Source organism: Sulfitobacter sp., from assembly GCF_041552635.1.
In the GTDB taxonomy this organism is placed as follows: domain Bacteria; phylum Pseudomonadota; class Alphaproteobacteria; order Rhodobacterales; family Rhodobacteraceae; genus Sulfitobacter.
On sequence record NZ_JBFEKM010000092.1, the window covers coordinates 1 to 16,440 of the forward strand.

General features: G+C 56.9%; 8 protein-coding genes. 3 read left to right on the top strand and 5 right to left on the bottom strand.

The features are described 5' to 3' along the window. The 5 genes from ABYT07_RS12115 to ABYT07_RS12135 all read right to left on the bottom strand — a co-directional run. The coding region (locus ABYT07_RS12115; protein ID WP_372991953.1) for a hypothetical protein at window positions 1-750 on the bottom strand (750 nt) is incomplete at its 3' end. Further along, window positions 750-2,012 carry a peptide deformylase gene (locus ABYT07_RS12120; protein ID WP_372991954.1) on the bottom strand — a complete coding sequence of 421 codons (1,263 nt, stop codon included), beginning with the start codon at window positions 2,010-2,012 and terminating at the stop codon, window positions 750-752. The genes ABYT07_RS12120 and ABYT07_RS12115, both read right to left, overlap by 1 nt. 18 nt (window positions 2,013-2,030) lie before the next feature. Then, on the bottom strand, window positions 2,031-8,903 hold the full coding sequence (locus ABYT07_RS12125) for an SDR family NAD(P)-dependent oxidoreductase (protein WP_372991960.1): 6,873 nt from the start codon (window positions 8,901-8,903) through the stop codon (window positions 2,031-2,033). Window positions 8,904-9,103: 200 nt separating this feature from the next. Continuing rightward, the gene (locus ABYT07_RS12130; RefSeq protein WP_372991955.1) at window positions 9,104-9,610 is read right to left on the bottom strand and encodes a hypothetical protein; all 507 of its coding nucleotides are present in this window, start codon (window positions 9,608-9,610) and stop codon (window positions 9,104-9,106) included. After that, window positions 9,607-11,043 (bottom strand): Hint domain-containing protein, encoded by a 1,437-nt coding sequence (locus ABYT07_RS12135; protein WP_372991956.1) that lies wholly within the window; start codon window positions 11,041-11,043, stop codon window positions 9,607-9,609. Before ABYT07_RS12135 ends, ABYT07_RS12130 begins: the two co-directional genes overlap by 4 nt. Before the next feature lie 860 nt (window positions 11,044-11,903). On the opposite strand from ABYT07_RS12135, the gene ABYT07_RS12140 reads away from it, so the two are divergent. The 3 genes from ABYT07_RS12140 to ABYT07_RS12150 all read left to right on the top strand — a co-directional run. Further along, the gene (locus tag ABYT07_RS12140) at window positions 11,904-12,335 is read left to right on the top strand and encodes an oxidoreductase (protein WP_372991957.1); all 432 of its coding nucleotides are present in this window, start codon (window positions 11,904-11,906) and stop codon (window positions 12,333-12,335) included. 58 nt (window positions 12,336-12,393) lie between these two features. Continuing rightward, window positions 12,394-14,937, top strand: a complete 2,544-nt coding sequence (locus ABYT07_RS12145; RefSeq protein ID WP_372991958.1) for an ATP-binding protein — start codon at window positions 12,394-12,396, stop codon at window positions 14,935-14,937. Between the two features lie 137 nt (window positions 14,938-15,074). Continuing rightward, window positions 15,075-16,440 (top strand): cobyric acid synthase (locus tag ABYT07_RS12150; RefSeq protein WP_372991959.1); only part of this gene is annotated, 1,366 nt, incomplete at its 3' end.

A 16,440-nucleotide genomic window follows, 5' to 3' on the forward strand; every position in this document is an offset into this window, starting at 1 on the left:
AAGCTCTTCAACCGCTCTCAGGAACTGAGGAAACCCCCGCAGCGGCTCCATCCCCCGCGTCGCATAGGTTAAAACCTTCCCACCAACCGGCAATCCCAACCACTCAAAATCAACCCCAAACACCAAGCTACCCCGGTGAAGCTGACAATCTACCCCATCTGGAAGCACCTCGATGAAAGGTTGCAGGGCAGGGGGGAAACGGCTTTTCTGAAATTCCGTAGGGCACCAACTGGCATCAGCGCAGTCGAACTCTGCTACAATCGGCAGATTCCGCATCCTGTTACTAAGCGTTGTTGACACATTCACCGGACGCTCCGCTTTGCCGCCTTTGGACCAGTCTTGTTCTGTATAATACCACTCGTGATAGGCTATATATTTGGTTGTGGGCCAAACCTGCTTTACGCAAAGACCGATGCCCCAGCCGACATGGGCAATCACGACATCAGGTACATAGTCTTCGCCATCACGCATGTTGAAAAACAACCGGGTCGCCCCAAGCGCATTTTGAGCCGCATAATCCAGAGGATAACGGAAATCATTTTCGCGGTGATCTGTGGCACGGGTCCGAAAGCCGTAACTACGGATGTTGTCTGCTTCGGTGACAGTGTCATCGCCCCGATAGGCCGTTCGCACATCCCAGCCATTCTTGGCCAACCACTTGCCTAGAAATTCGAACTGGCCCGTCGCATTCAGATGTAACAGCAGGATTTTTGGTCGCGCAGTATCTGCGCCGCACGGGGGAAGGGGCATTACAGCACCTCCCTTTGACCGTCCTTGCGCAGTGACAGCCAAGGGATGCTTAGCAGCGCTCCCAGATCAACCGCACCGGTTTTTGTGGTGCGGCTCAATAGCCGTGCACGCGCGCTACCAATATCTATGGGCGTCTTCATTGCGCAGTAGATTTTTGAATTATCGTCCACCTCAATCAGATAGACCGAGGTAAAACATGTCTTCAGCCGGTCCTCTAACTCTGGGTCCAAGACCTGTGTGACACACAGCAATGCTCCCGATGTGCCCGCCAATGCGCGTGCGATATTGCGAAGCGCTGGCACATCGGGGGCAGACGTTGCGCTAGGGACTGTCAGGTCGACCAATACGCTGTCCAGCCCTTTGAGGGATTCTAGCGGATCGTCGAATGTCTGCACATCCAAGGGCGTGCTCCGCAAGGAGGGGGCAAGGCCCAGTTGGCTGATGGCATTCATCGGCCAAGCATCGGGCTGGGTTGTCAAAAATGCCTTCATTCCCGGTATGATCAACAGGGTTCCGACGATTAGATCCAATTGGCTTGGGTCCGAAAACAGCGCTGGTTTTCCCGTTGATAGTGCCGCCATCAAGCTGAGTAATGCACGGTTTTTGCGTCCTGTGGGGCGCAGCGGGTCAAGCCCGTCAATATGTGTCAGTGCAGCCCCCGGCGCATCTGGATGAACCGCCACAATGTTCGGCGCGCTAAACCTGAGACCTGAAGCAGTCTCAGGGCGTGATCCGTCGTAGGGCGGGGTTGAATATAGCCCCACGTTTACGGCCTCGAACAACTGACGGCGCGGGGCGTCGCGTTCATTCAACAAAGCCCTGTGAAAAGCGGATAGCCACCCAAGTGGCGCAGGGCTGTCCAACAAATCAAAAGCTTGCTGCGCACGAAGCGCCAGTTCCCCGCTAAGATCAGCCTGCTGTGCGACGCCAGAAAGGTCGGTGCCCCGAAACGTCAGCTTTTTGGCGCGAGGCGTATTGCGCCGGATGGGTCCGGTGTGTTGCGAGGTTTCAGCATGCGACAGCGCGAGCGGGCCAAGCGAAACGATGGTGGGATTCAGGTAATAGCCCGTCAGGTCCCCCTGCCGCAGCGCGATGATTTGAACCGGCAGCCCCACAGCTGGCCCAGATAACACCCCATCGCCAGATTCCGCTAACGTATCGCCCAGCAGCCGGATTGCAGCCCGTGTCATAGGATCATTGGGGGCAGCACGCGCGGCGCGCAGGCCAAGGCGGGGGTCGGCGTGATCAAGTAAGGCAGGCATAATTTGTTTTCGCTTTGGTTAGTGAAGGGGCGGATCAGTGGCGTCTTGTGATGCTTGTGCGTCCAGAACTTGTGCCAACAGTTTTACACAAAGTTGCCGGGCAGTCATGGCATGAGAGAACGATGCGATGGGAAAGGTGATCCCTAGATCCTGTTCAATGTTCAACCGCAATTCCATCGCCATCAGGGAATCCAGACCATAATGCCCAAAGGGCCGCTCTGGATCGAACTGATCGGGCGGGATGCGGGTGATCGCCGTCACGATCTTGCCCAGCTCTTTTTCCAGACGGCGCAAGGCGGCGGACCACTCCAGCGTTTGCAAGACCGCGATCAGGGCTCCCTCGTTACGAGGGCGTGCAGTATGGGCTGGCACGATCTGCTCAAATGTTCGGCTGGACAGGGCGGGCAGGAACTGTCCCATTTTCTGCCAGTCAATCGCAGCATAGCAATAATCGCCGGCTTGCGGCTCTACGATGGCGCGGAACATTTCTGCAATGACGTCGCGGATTGTCAAAAGCCGCAAGCCTTCTTGCTTTGACAGTTGCGTGGCAACTGCGCTGTTGCGGGTCAGATAGCCCCGGTCGCTGATCGGTCCCCATCCAATGGCCAGCGCAGGCAGGCCGTCTTGCCTGCGGTTTCGTGCGATAACGTCCATTGCGGCATTGCTGGCAGCATAGGAAATCTGTCCGTGATTGCCCAGTTGCGCCGCGATAGACGAGAAAAAAACCACATGGTCTGGCTGCTCAGGCATGCTGCGCAGGCATCTATCCAAGGTTATCGCTACGCCCAGCTTGGCAGTGATAACCTGATCTGCTTCGGCGCGGTCAAGATCTTTGACGGCCCGGTCGCGTAGGATCATCGCGGCGTGGATCACACCGCCAAGCCGCTGCCCCTGAGTCCTCATTTCATCGAATACTGCCTGCAAGGCCTGCGGGTCTGATGCATCGGCAGCACACAGAATGATGCGCGCGCGGTTTGCTGGGGGCAGTTGCAGGCCCTGCGGCAGTTCAGGCGATCGCGATACCAGACGCACCCGCGCCGCCCCCTTGCGCAGCAATTCTTGCGCCACGGCAAGGCCGACACCACCGGTACCGCCAAGAATGACCCAGTCATCGCGCACCGGTCTCGCGCTGCGTTTGGCACGGGGCGTGGGCGGTGCGATGACCAACTTGCCCATATGCCGCGAGGCCAGCATGTGCCGAAAAGCTTCTTCGGCCATCTGGTCTGGACAGCAGGTGACAGGCAGGGGCGTCAGATCGCCTGCTTCGAATGCAGAAAGAACAAGCCGCAAGGTCGCCGCAACCCCGTGTGGATCGGCTGCCAACCGTTGGTCAAGATCATAGGCATGATAAGATAGGTTCGCCGCAAAGGGCCGCAAACCCATATGCCGCCCTTCGGCAAAATCACGTTTGCCCAGCTCAACAAAGCGCCCGAACGGGGCCAGACATTCGACCGACTGTTGCATTGCTTCGCCTGAAAGGCTGTTCAGCACAACATCAACCCCGCGCCCGTCCGTCGCCCTGCGCAGGGCATCGGCAAACCCCAGATTCCGGCTGTCAAAGACCGCTTCGGCCCCCAAAGCGCGCAGCATCAGGCGTTTTTCTTTTGTGCCAGCGGTGGCAAATACACGGGCCCCGTGCAGTTGTGCGATCTGAAGCGCCGCCAGCCCGACGCCGCCCGCTGCACCGTGGATCAAAACGGTTTCTGCGGGCTGCAACCGTGCCAGCCGCATCAGCGCATCCCAAGCTGTGGTAAAAACAACCGGCACGGCAGCTGCTTGCGGCAAGGACAGCCCATTGGGGACTGCAAACAACGCATCTTGGGGCAGGGTGACCGAACTGGCAAAAGCCGAAGCGGCAAAGCCTAGAACGCGGCTTCCTGTCTTGAGGCGGCAGTCAGACCCAACGCGCCGGATCACGCCCGCGAACTCCATTCCCAATCCGGCAGCCGAAGCCCCGTTTTGCAACATGCGTTCCGGCAACAAGCCCCGCGCCCACATCACATCGCGAAAGTTAAGGCCGGTGGCGGCGACAGTGACTTCTGCCTCTCGTGGGCCGGGCCGTTTTCGGGGTGCAGTGTGCCATGTCAGGCTGTCCAACTGGCCCGGTGCCGCTAGGTCCAGATGCACGGCTGCGCCTGTTGGTGCAAGCATGGGCAGGCGCACAATGCGGTCCCCCCATACGCTCGATGAATTGACGTGGATATGGCTTTCCCGATCGGTCAGGGCAATAATCGAAGACCACCAGTCCGGAGCTGCCGACGCGGAAAAATCCTCAATGGAAACCAGCGCGATCCGCCGGTCGGGATATTCATTCGCCAACGTCGCAACAGCAGCCGAGAGGCCAGCGGCCAATATCGCAGTGTCGCCCGCGCCAAAGCACAGAATGAGCAGGGGGGTGGTTGCACCTTCGACTTCGGATCTTAGGGACATCAGTATGTCCACCAAAGCCTGCGGGACAGATTGGCCAGCCCGGTGCAAATGGACCAGAACCCGGTGGGTTGCCTCGGCTTCTGACGGGATAAGGTAACCTGAAAGATCAGCGGTCAGGGCCGGCCACTCGGTGGGGCTGGGGCCAATTGGATACAGCTTTGGCTTTATCACGGGCTTAGGTTCTGGCGGGGTCGCGTCATGCGCGCTGCTGATCCGCAGTCGCAAAGGCAAAGGGCCTTCGTTGCAGTAAACAGTTTTGCGCGCCTCGTGATCCGACCCGTCTGGCAACGGCAAATCGGGGGCATCCAGCGTGATGTGTAATCCACCATGCGCAAGGAATTTTTTGGGCGGCGTATCCTTTTGGCCAGCGCCGACCGTCACAGCAATATCGAACTGCGCTGGTTCAACTTTGATCAAGATCAGCGGCCAAAGATCAGGAGGCAGCATCTGCTGCAAGACCTGGGCGTGCTGATCATTTTGCGCGGCCATTGCCACACGATCAACCCCTGCATCCGCCGCAAGACGACGCAGAACATCGGTATCTGGCAATCCGTCGATCAGGATATTAAGCCGCTCATGATTGCGCCAACCGCGCTTGAGCGCGTTGATCACGCGGTCCGCCAAGCCCCACAGCCGTTGCTGCGTCGGGCTGTGGATCGCGATGCTATCTGATGCCGTCCCGTTTTGCCAAGCCAGCAAAATGCGGCAATCGTCGGCAAGCTGGGGCGCAATGCGCAATACATCGGCCAACGCGTCTTGCGTCGCCGTATCAGAGGTGACCATCGCGCGGCGCAAGGCTCCGATGGCTTTGGCCTCTACTGTCTGGATTGCGGTATCGGCTAGCCCGAGCCGCGTCAGCACCGCAGCGGGTTTGCGCCATCCGCGTGGCAAGGTAACGGGCGTTGTTGGCAGCCGCAGCCGCACGGCGCGACGCGCAGTGCGCGCGTGTTTGATGCGATGCTGCGCACCTTGCGGCACAAGCGCAAATTCAACACCTTCCAAGGTGCAAACCGAATGGCCGTCGGCATCAAAAAGCGCAAGATCGACCAGAACGCTGCGCTTGCGCGCTTGGGTCAGTGTTAACTTTGCAAATACAGGCTGGATGCCCGCGCGCGATATAACCATGTGCCCGACGCGGACAGGGATCAGGCTGCCGCCGCCGGCCACCTGATTGCGCAGGCTTGTGTCTAGCAAGGTCAGGTGTTCATGCATCAAAACACCAAGGCAGTGGAATGCTGCATCAAGCGCGGTTGGGTCCAGCTGGAAATTCGTATCCAACGTCGGGGGGGCCAACCTGCCCCAAACAGTGTGCTTTGCCGTGCGGCGCTGCGCCTCAAGCCTGCGAAAGCTTGGGCCGTAAGCCAGCGCCCGATCTGTCAGCAAATCGTAGACCGCGCCAACGTCGCCTTCAATCTTGGGCGGGATGTTGGCCTTGCGATTATCGCTGCTATGGCACTGACGCAGGGTGGCGCGCGCAAAAACGGTCCAGTCGACATCGGTCAGCACTGGCCGCTTGGCCATGGTCAAAGCCCCGGTATCAGCATCAAAAACCGTCCGTATGCGTATGCCTTCAGAGGGCACAAGGGCGGCGTCCAAGATGTCGAAATCGCGTAGCTCCACACGGCTGTCTGGCCACATCTCGGCCCCCACATCCAGCGCCATTTCAATCAGCGCTGCGGCCGGAAGGACGGTCAGCCCGGCTACTTTATGGTCCGCGACCCAACTGGGCCACGCTGGTGAAAATTGTGCTAGCCACACAGGGGCCGCGCGTTCGGCCCTCTTGCCGACAAGGCGGCGGGTCGCGGTTTCCCCCCAGGCATCCAGACCGTCAGCGGATAGACCCGCGCGGTAATATGTTTCGTCCCAAGGGTAACGGGGCAGGTCGGGCATGGGCGCACTGCGGGCACCGGCCAGAATGCTGCGATCAACCGCCACCCCTTGGACCCATGCGCGCGCTGCGGTGTAGGCCGGACCTTGTTCTCCAATTGCCCCGTCCGGTGCGAAATGTTCCAGCGGCAATCCCGCAAATCGTGCCATGTCGCGAATATTGCCTGCAAAGGTTGCTTTGGATGCCACCTCGACCACTTGGCACGGGCCGCCCGCGGCCAAGGCCGAGAACGCACCGAAAAAGCGAACAGCATCGCGCACATTGCGCCAAAGGTAGTCGGCGTTGCATTCGGAAGGGCGCAACATGCGTCCCGCTGCCGACGCTGCCACGGGCAGTCGGGGCGGGAAAAACTGGATATCCGCAAGGTCCGCCATGAACCGTTCTTTCAGCGGGTCCATCTGCGGCGAATGGAACGGAACATCGACATCCAATTCGATCATCGCGATCTTTTTGCCAGCGATGGTGGCCCGCCCAAGGCGCGCGATCGACCCCGCAGAACCGGACACGGTGACCGACCTTGGACTGTTGATCGCTGCAATTGCCAGATCGGGCGCGCCCACGCCGATGATCGCTTTCTCAACTTCGGATTCTGAGGCTGCCAGCGCCGCCATTGTGCCTGTGCCCTTAAGTGCCGACAAGGCGCGGGACCGGCTGGCGATGATTTTGACCGCAGCAGCCAGATCAAAGCACTGGGCGATGTGAAGCGCCGCGATTTCGCCGACTGAATGGCCGATCACTGCATCAGGTGTAACGCCAGCGGTAATCAGGCTTTGGGCGTGGGCAAGCTGGCTGGCGAAAAGCAGCGGTTGCACAACAAGAGGATCGCGCAGCCGGTCCATAAGATCGTTGCTGTGCAGAAGGCTGGCAATGTCCTCAATACCTTCCGCGGTAAAGGCTTTGGCCGTCTGGTCAAAAGATGCGCGAAACGCCTGATCGTCGCGGTAATGCGCGCGGGCCTGATCGATAAATGGCGCGCCGTTTCCGGCAAAAGCAAAAACGGTACGTGGTGATTTCTGGCGCGCGGTCCCTTGCAGGGGACGCATGACCGTTTCGGCCCCGCTCGCAAACTTTTCAAGCACCGTCTGAGTGCTTTGATCAAGCGGAAGGGCAATTCGGACGGGCAATTCGGCGCGTGCGGTGGCTGCTGCGGCAAGCTGCTGCATTTCTGGGGCAGCACAACCGGTCAGCCGCCCCGCCCATTGATTGGCAAGTCTGCGCATTGACACATCAGATGCGGCGGACAACATCAGCCAAGGTTGGGTTGTTGGGGCAGGGTTTGCCACGACGGCGGAGACGGGATCATCGATGCTCTCGACAATGACGCAGACATTTGTCCCGCCAAAGCCGAATGAGTTGATCCCCGCGACCAGAGGGCCGGTGCGCGCAAGCGGGTTCAGCTGCGTATTGACCCTAAGGTTTAGCCCCTCAAAGTCGATTGTGGGATTGCCCGATTTGAAATGCAGCGACGCTGGCAATTTACGGTGTTCGAATGCCAACATCGTTTTGGCCAGCCCGACCAGACCCGCGGCCGGTTCAGGGTGGCCAAAATTTGTCTTGGCCGACCCGATAAGCAGAGGTTCGCGCCGTTGTTGGGCCACGGCACCGCCGATCGATGCCGCCTCGACCGGGTCCCCGATCGGCGTGCCGGTGCCGTGGGCTTCAAAAAAGGCAAAATCTTCGGGGTCGCGATCACTGCGTAAAAGAACCGTATCAATCAGTTTTTCCTGACGGCGGGTCGAGGGCACGCTGAGCGGGGATGCACCGCCATCGGTGTTCACACCGCTGGCCAAAATCCGAAGCCGTGGTTTTGCGGACATCCGGCGGGCGGCTTGGGGGCGTTGCAACACAAAGACCACGCAGGCCTCTGACCGGACATAGCCATCGGCGCTTTCATCGAAGGCGCGGCACAATCCGGTGGGCGATAACATCTGCGCTTGTGAAAAGCCGACATAGCCGCCGGGGGCCCGTACTACGTGAACCGCGCCCACGATGGCGGTGTCCAACTCGTCGCGCAGCAGTGCTTGGGTGGCGTTATGCAGCGCATAAAGCCCCGAGGAACAGGCCGCATCCAGAACATAACTTGGGCCGCCGAAATCAAAGTTCGCCGAGACGCGGTTCGCGATGCTGTTGAGGGTGTTGCCCAGCATGAATTTCGATCCGCCGCGTGCGGAATCAAAGAAGAAAGGTGACAGGTTGTCGACGACTGAAGCACCGACAAAAACGCCGGTGCGATCACCGGCCAACTGGGTCATATCCAGCCCAGCGTCTTCGACAGCTTCCCATGTGGTTTGAAGCATGAGCCGCTGCTGGGGGTCCATTTCTTCGGCCTCTCGCGGGCTGATGCCAAAAAACGAAGCATCAAATTGGAACAGATCATCGATCTGCCCCGCTGCGATTGAATATGTTTTGCCGCGCTGCGTTTGTCGGGGATCGTAATATTGGGCGGGGTCAAACAGCGTCGGATCAACAGTCCCGACGACGCATTGCCCGTTTTCCAGGATGCGCCACATGCCGCCGGTTGTGCGCGCACCAGGCAGGCGACAGCCCAACCCTACGATCACGGGCATATCCATTGTGGCCAAGCCGGTGCCCTCCATATTCTTGCAATCTAGGTTAACCAGACTAACCGTAGAAAATGCAAGGCTAACTTGGTTCATTTCGTGCTAAGCTGGGCGACTAAACAGGGCAAAGTGGCGTAGGGTTCGCGTTGATATCAACGCTTAATTCTTGCAAACAAAACCTGTGGGCAGAGACGGATCCACCTGAACCCGTTCTAAATCCGAATAAAGTAATTGCCGCCCAGAAAAGTACCGCCGTTGGCCCGCAGCACTGCATCGGATTCCTCGATTGCGATGCCTGACACGACGTTGAACATCAAACCCTTTGAGCTGCGGGGGGCTGACCATCCGCGCACGGCCATGATGATCCGTTCCCAAATATAGCCGCCAAGAGGTGTGGAGCGGATATCACCGCGCAGATAAATGGTGTGCATATAGGTGATATAGTTCATCCTGCTGCCCATAAACGGCCGATGGACAAAGTAGGCAAAAGCGACGGGTTCGTTTTCATATTCTACGAAAACACCACCATGGCGGCTTGGAATGTCGATGATAAACGAGCAAATTTTTTCGTACTGTTCTGCATCAAATGGCATGTCCGAAAAGATGCTTTCTTTATGCATCTGGCGCACCAGAGGCAAAACCCGCGGCACATCCGCAGCATCGGAGCCGATAGAAATTTTCAGTTTTGAAAGGTCGTCTTGCGAAATATCAGGTCTCATACTGTGGCCCCCCCAAATGTTGGGCTGCGGTTGTAGGCGTTCGATAGTCCCACCATCATTCCATCGTCCGCCTGTCTATCCGACTGATATATAGGTTTGTTGTTCTTGCGGTGTCTGGCAACCAAGGATCGGCAATCGCGCCCTTTAAGCATAAGAAAGGCGCTCTCTGTTTGTCTCTGATCTTTTGGTGATCCAAAGCAATCGGGGAAGATTTCCTCAATCTCTGCCCGGTCATCATTTGACAGATAGTTCAATGCGACGGGTCCGGGGAACAGCGTTTCCGCTTCGATGCCTTCGGTTCGCAGAACAGTGTGTCTATCCACCATTATGTGGCAATAGGTAATCTGTCGTACATCGCCATCGACATCTATGCCGTTGAAGCCAATCAGATGTTTCGCGGCGGCAAGGACTTCTTTGCTCCCGAACATGCGTTCCGCAATCGGCGACCTAAGCAAAAGGCGGTGTTGGGGCGAAAACAAAACGTCTTTTCGGGGCAAGCCTTCGGCAAAGGACCCGGCGGCAATCCTGATCGGCAACAGTTTTGGGTTGGCCATAAGATCGATGACATCCAACGATTTCTTGCCTGCCCATGACACGCGCTTTGGCCCATCATGGGTCAGGACAAGATCGCCGATCTTTAACTGATCTACCGGCGTTTGGCCGCCGGGCACGTCGATCATTGTGCCCGCTGCGAAACACACCGCATTCAGATCTTCAAAGTTTGAAAACCGCGTTTGGTTCACCACTGTGTCCCCGCCAGACAGGGTCCGCACACCGCCCCACTGGACTGTGCCGCTAAGCAATGAGGGCATTCCGATAACCTGGTTGAACTGGTCCGAACTGAATGAATTTGTTACCAGATCGCCAGATCCATTCCCGTCGGTGTCCAGCGTCGCGTTTCCGCTGGATAGGGTCAGCGTCCAGTCTCCCATCAGGTTAAGGGTATCAATGCCCGTACCACCTTCAAGGGCGAGCGGGTCCTGACCGGCTTTCTGTGCGGCCTCTTCCTCTGACACTTGGCCCGACAGATCGACGCGGGCTAGGTCATCGCCGCTGCCCATGTTGGCGTCCGAGCCGCCGGAATCATTCATAAACAGCGTGTCAGCGCCGCTGCCCATATCCAGTGTGGTACGGAATGCGCTGCGGTTCATTTCGACAAAATCGTTGCCGTCGCCCATATAGATTTCGTCAAACCCAACGTCGTCGCCCGAGGCATTTACCCAAGGCATGTTCGTCGCGATCAGAGTGTCGTTTCCAGCCAGAAAATTGACATCATAAAAGCCGTTATTGTTGGATTGCGAAACCGTGACATTGGATGTTTTGTTGACGGTGACGCGCGTGGGGTCCTTTAACGGCGTGCCTGATCCATCCGTGGCGTTTGTTAACGTCGCGCCATTCGCAGCACCAGTTCCGGTAAGGGTATTATTAGCCATGCGTCACACTTTTTCTTTTTTGTGGTGTCGAATTTCTCTCAGGCCAAGATGTTCTTATTTTATCTGGAACAAGGCTTTTTGGTGGTGATGTTAGCGATCGGCACTGGTTTACGATCTGAAAAATTGCTTAATAATCCGTCTTGATTTCCAAGGGTCAGAGCTTTTTAAGCCTATATTTGCGAATAAATGGAGGAGATTTATGGCATTTGTGGACCTGCCGAAGCTTTTGATATGTCGGTTGAAAAGGCTGCGTCTTTTCCCAGGCTACTGATGCTCTGCAGCTGCTGTGAGTTCACGTGATGCGAATGCCTTGACAGTATCTCGGAAAATCGAGCCATTTGAAAAACAGGGCGTCGCAAAAAATGACACAACTATTTTAGGATAAGGTGAAAGTCATGAAGGTCTCGGTACTTTAGGCGCTCCTTCCGTTTGATAGCATCGGCAAGCAGTCCAAAGGATTGCTTTTGTTCCGTCTCGCGCCCCGCAGGGCAAAGCACTTTGATATGAAGTTTTACCGCAGGGCCAGTTGCGCGCGTTGCCCGTCAGAACTCCGAAATATGCGCGCCGTGGGTATTGCCTTTCGGCTTTGGCGCTGGATTTCAGTCTGTGGCACTGCAACGGTTACTGTGCGGGGGATAGTTTTGTGCGACTTGCTGGTTGCCGTTACGTTAGATAACTTAACCCGCATAAACCTATCCGAAAGGATAGACGTCTATCCCTCTGCCCGTTGGCAATGATATTTATCCAACGGTATTTAGATTTAAGTCAGGACAGGGAACCTTCGAATGGTGAAGTTTTTGCTCAGGGCTCTTCAAGTTTTAATGGTTACAGCGTTACCTGTTTATGCTGAAGATCTGAGCGTGCCAGAAGGGGACGTGATCCTGACGGTTTGGGGCGCTATCGGGGCGACAAACGTGGATGGGAAAGCCCAGTTTGATTTGGGTATGCTTGAAGCGATTGGCGATCGGACGGTTGAGACATCAACCATCTGGACCGATGGCCCCCAGACATTCCTGGGGGTTTCCTTGAACCTTTTGGTCAAACGGCTTGGCGTAAGCGGCGATGTCCTGCGGGCGCGTGCAATCAACGATTACTACGTCGACATTCCGGTATCTGACGCCATCGAAGGCGGCCCGATTATAGCCTACAAGATGAATGGCGATGTGATGCTGGTGCGCAACAAAGGGCCGCTTTGGGTGGTTTATCCCTATGATGAGAACCCTGAATACCGCAGCGAAGTGATTTATTCGCGCAGTATTTGGCAGCTCGACCGTATTGAAGTGATCAATTAACACTTTCTAGTGTGACATGATTGTCGATCGGGTGCTGCCCAAGACAGGAACGATGCCCATGCCGCGCTTTGTAAATTTGGTTGTGCGCCTTCGACTGCTATTATTGTTGTTGCTGGGGCTGTTTACGATCATGGCAATCCTGTATTTGGCAGGAAATGTGGCGCGTGATCTCAGGCTGCTGAATTCTGCCAGTTCTGACAATGTTCAATGGTCTCTTTCGCAAACCGAGGTCGAGTTCCTTGAATTCGAACTTCATTTGAGAATGTTCCCCCAAGACACACCTGACATGCTGAATACGCTGCGGCGGGAATATGATATTTTCTTCAGCCGCATTAAAACGCTTCAAGAAGCATCCATTTACGAGGCGTTGCGAGCGCAAAGTGATTTTTCGGATAGTCTGCAAATGGTCGGGGCATTTCTGGATGATACCGTCGACATCATCGATGCCGCGGATACAGAACTGGTCGCGCGCCTGTCAGAGCTTCAGCTGAAATCATCAGATGCAGGCCCGGCTGTCCGCAGGCTGTCTAACTCTGGTCTGAGCTACTTTGCCTTGTTGTCGGACCAACGTCGCAACAATGTCGCTGTGACGCTTAGTCAGATGGCTTTTGGCGTGACCGTTCTGTTGTTCGCCATGCTGCTGTTGTCGCTGTACCTGAGCCATTTGAACCGTCAAAGCAATCGCCGTCGCAGAGATGCCGTTGAGGCAAGCCAGCGGATGAATATCGTTACAAGCACCTCGCTTGATGCGGTGATTGTGACGGATGCCGGGGGTAGGATTCTCGATTTCAACGTCGCGGCCGAACAGATATTCGGGTACCGGACGGCAGTCGCCATTGGTCAGGATCTTGGCGCGTTGATTGTGCCTGACCCCTATCGCGCAGGGCATGAAGCCGGCATGCAGCGGATGCGCGAGAAGGGTGAAAAACATGTGATTGGGAAGGGCCGTATCCAGCTTGAAGCAAAGCATAAGAATGGCGCAATCTTCCCGATTGAATTGGCTGTCCAGTGCGCCCAGACCGATGAGGGAGAGATCTTCGTCGCCTTCCTGCGCGATATTTCAGCGCGCGTTCAGGCAGAACAGGAATTGGTGACCGCCCGCGATCGTGCGTTGGCCGGTGAAAAGGCCAAGACTGACTTTCTTGCCACGATGAGCCACGAAATCCGGACGCCGTTGAATGGGTTATTGGGCAACCTGACGTTATTGAATGATACTAGGCTGACCGCGCAACAAAGCCGCTACATCAAGAATATGGATACCTCGGGCAAGCTGTTGATGAGCCATGTTTCCGATGTTCTGGACATTACGAAATACGATGCGGGCAAGCTGACTTTGCGGCCCGCGGCCATGAACATCAGCGCGCTTTTGCAAGACATCGTGGACAACCAAAGCAGCGCCGCATTAGCAGCTGGCACAACGCTAGAATGGGCGTGGACATCGCCATCGGTCGATTGGATCCGCGCGGATCGCGACCGTGTTCAGCATATCTTGATGAATGTGATCGGAAATGCGGTCAAGTTTACCCACCAAGGCCGGATAACCGTGCATGTGGCGGTGTCGGGGCAGGCCGATGGCACGCCAATGATTGAATTTCAGGTGGCAGACACCGGCATCGGCATTGATCCCGACCTGCAATCCCAAATCTTCGACGACTTCACGATGGGTGACAGTTCTTATGACCGCAATGTGGGGGGCACTGGCCTTGGGCTTGGGATCGCCCGGCGCTTCGTTAAGGCCTTCGGGGGGGAGATTACGCTGGAAAGCACCAAGGGTGTCGGCAGTACTTTCAGTATACGCTTTCCAGTTGAACCCATTGCAGCGCCCGGGGCATTGGCAGCAAAACGCAAGGCCACTGGGCAGGGGCAGTCCCGGTCCATTTTGTTGGTCGAGGACAACAAGATCAATCGTATCGTCGCGCGTGAAATGATCACCTTGGCAGGACATGCCGTAACCGAAGCGCATAACGGGCGCGAAGCTGTTGATTTGGCTAATGCGCAGGCCTTTGATTTGATATTCATGGATATCAGCATGCCTGTGATGGACGGGCGCAATGCCACTCGTGCTATTCGTTTGGGAAAAGGGGCCAGTGCCCAAACCCCCATCGTCGCCCTGACCGCAAACGCCATGGTCGAAGAACAAGAAGCGTTTTTGCACGATGGTATGAACTATGTTTTGACCAAGCCCTTGTCACGCGATGACCTTTTGCATGTGATTGCGCTTCATACCGATGGCACAGGCGTTGTCAGGTCGGATCCGACACCCCCGAAGACAGCTGTCGTGGCACCGGATCTTGATACCCTTAGAGAAACCTTGGGCGTTGACGGCTTGAATGATCTGCTGGGGCGCTTTTGCCATGAAATTGATGAAGTGATCGCGACACTAAGCAATAGTACCCCGATGGACCCGCCAGATGTTGCGCAGATGGCGCATAGCTGCGCCGGGTCTGCGGCGACCTTGGGCACCGTCGATCTCCGGGCTGCTTTTCTGGCTGTCGAAATGGCGGCAAAAGCACAGGAAAAGGGCAAAATGCTTAAGCTGATTGCGGACCTTTCGGATGTCTGGGGGTGCACCCGGCCTTTTCTCTTGGTTCATGAGGCGTGACAGCCTTGCAGGCTGGTCTTTGACAAGGCCAGAGGGCGGCTGCCTAGGAGAGAAATTTTACCCGGCCGCGCCCCGAGCGCTTGACGTAGTCAGCGCTGACTGACACCAAGCGTGTTAGTCTTAAACGAGGTTTGCCCATGCCCCCCCGCGCCATTATGATTCAAGGGACGGGGTCCAATGTGGGCAAGTCCATGCTGGTTGCAGGTTTGTGCCGTGCGGCACTGCGCCGGGGCATAGCAGTCGCCCCTTTCAAGCCGCAAAATATGTCGAACAATGCCGCCGTCACACAGGACGGTGGCGAGATTGGCCGCGCCCAAGCTTTGCAAGCGATGGCCTGCGGACGTGACCTTTCGGTGCATATGAACCCGGTATTGCTCAAGCCCGAAACCGATACCGGATCGCAGGTTGTCATTCAGGGGCGCGCCCAAAGCCACCTTGAGGCGCGTGATTTTGGCGGAGCGCGTGGCGCGTTGTTGAAACCTGTTCTGGAAAGCTTTGGCATCCTTGCGCGCACCGCCGATCTGATCATCGTCGAAGGGGCCGGCAGCCCCGCCGAGACGAATTTACGCAACGGTGACATCGCCAATATGGGCTTTGCGCGGGCGGCAAATGTGCCTGTGGTTTTGGCAGGGGACATTGACCGTGGCGGGGTAATTGCGCAGATCGTTGGCACGCAAGCAGTGTTGGATCCGGACGACGCGGCGATGGTCAAAGGTTTTCTGATCAACAAGTTTCGCGGTGATGTTGCCCTGTTCAATGACGGGTACGACGATATCATTCAACGCACGGGTTGGGCAGGGTTCGGTGTGTTGCCGTGGTTCAACGCCGCGCATCTTTTGCCCGCAGAAGATGCTGTTGATCTGGCCCGCGCAGACACGGGCGGTGCATTTCATATTGTGTGTCCCATGCTGTCGCGGATCGCTAATTTTGACGATCTTGATCCGCTGGCTGCGGAACCCTCTGTGCGGTTGACCATGATCCCGCCCGGAACACCTTTGCCTGCAGATGCTGATCTGGTGATATTGCCGGGGACAAAATCAACGCGCGGCGATCTGGCATTTTTGCGGGCGCAAGGGTGGGATATTGACCTGCGCGCCCATGTACGGCGCGGTGGCCATGTGCTGGGGATCTGTGGTGGCTATCAAATTCTGGGGCAGACGATTGCTGACCCCGATGGGCTGGAAGGTGCTGCGGGCCAAGATGCCGGCCTGGGGTTGCTGGATGTGGCCACGCGCATGGCCGCAGACAAGACCCTGACCCGCGTAGAGGCGCGCCATCACGGATCAGGTGCACAGATCGACGGCTATGAAATCCACATTGGCCAGACAGAAGGTGTGGATTGCCAGCGGCCATTCTCTTGGATCGACGGCGTGGCGGACGGGGCTTCGTCGCGCGATGGCAAGATTACGGGCACGTATCTACATGGATTGTTCTCGAATGACACCTTTCGAAAGGCGTGGCTGGCACAGTTCGGACTGACCTCGGCACCGGTTTCCTATAGCA

Coding starts and splice junctions, on each gene's coding strand:
- ABYT07_RS12145 (WP_372991958.1), top strand. CDS start 12,394: ATGCCGCGCTTTGTAAATTTGGTTGTGCGCCTTCGACTGCTATTATTG.
- ABYT07_RS12120 (WP_372991954.1), bottom strand. CDS start 2,012: ATGCCTGCCTTACTTGATCACGCCGACCCCCGCCTTGGCCTGCGCGCC.
- ABYT07_RS12125 (WP_372991960.1), bottom strand. CDS start 8,903: ATGGATATGCCCGTGATCGTAGGGTTGGGCTGTCGCCTGCCTGGTGCG.
- ABYT07_RS12130 (WP_372991955.1), bottom strand. CDS start 9,610: ATGAGACCTGATATTTCGCAAGACGACCTTTCAAAACTGAAAATTTCT.
- ABYT07_RS12135 (WP_372991956.1), bottom strand. CDS start 11,043: ATGGCTAATAATACCCTTACCGGAACTGGTGCTGCGAATGGCGCGACG.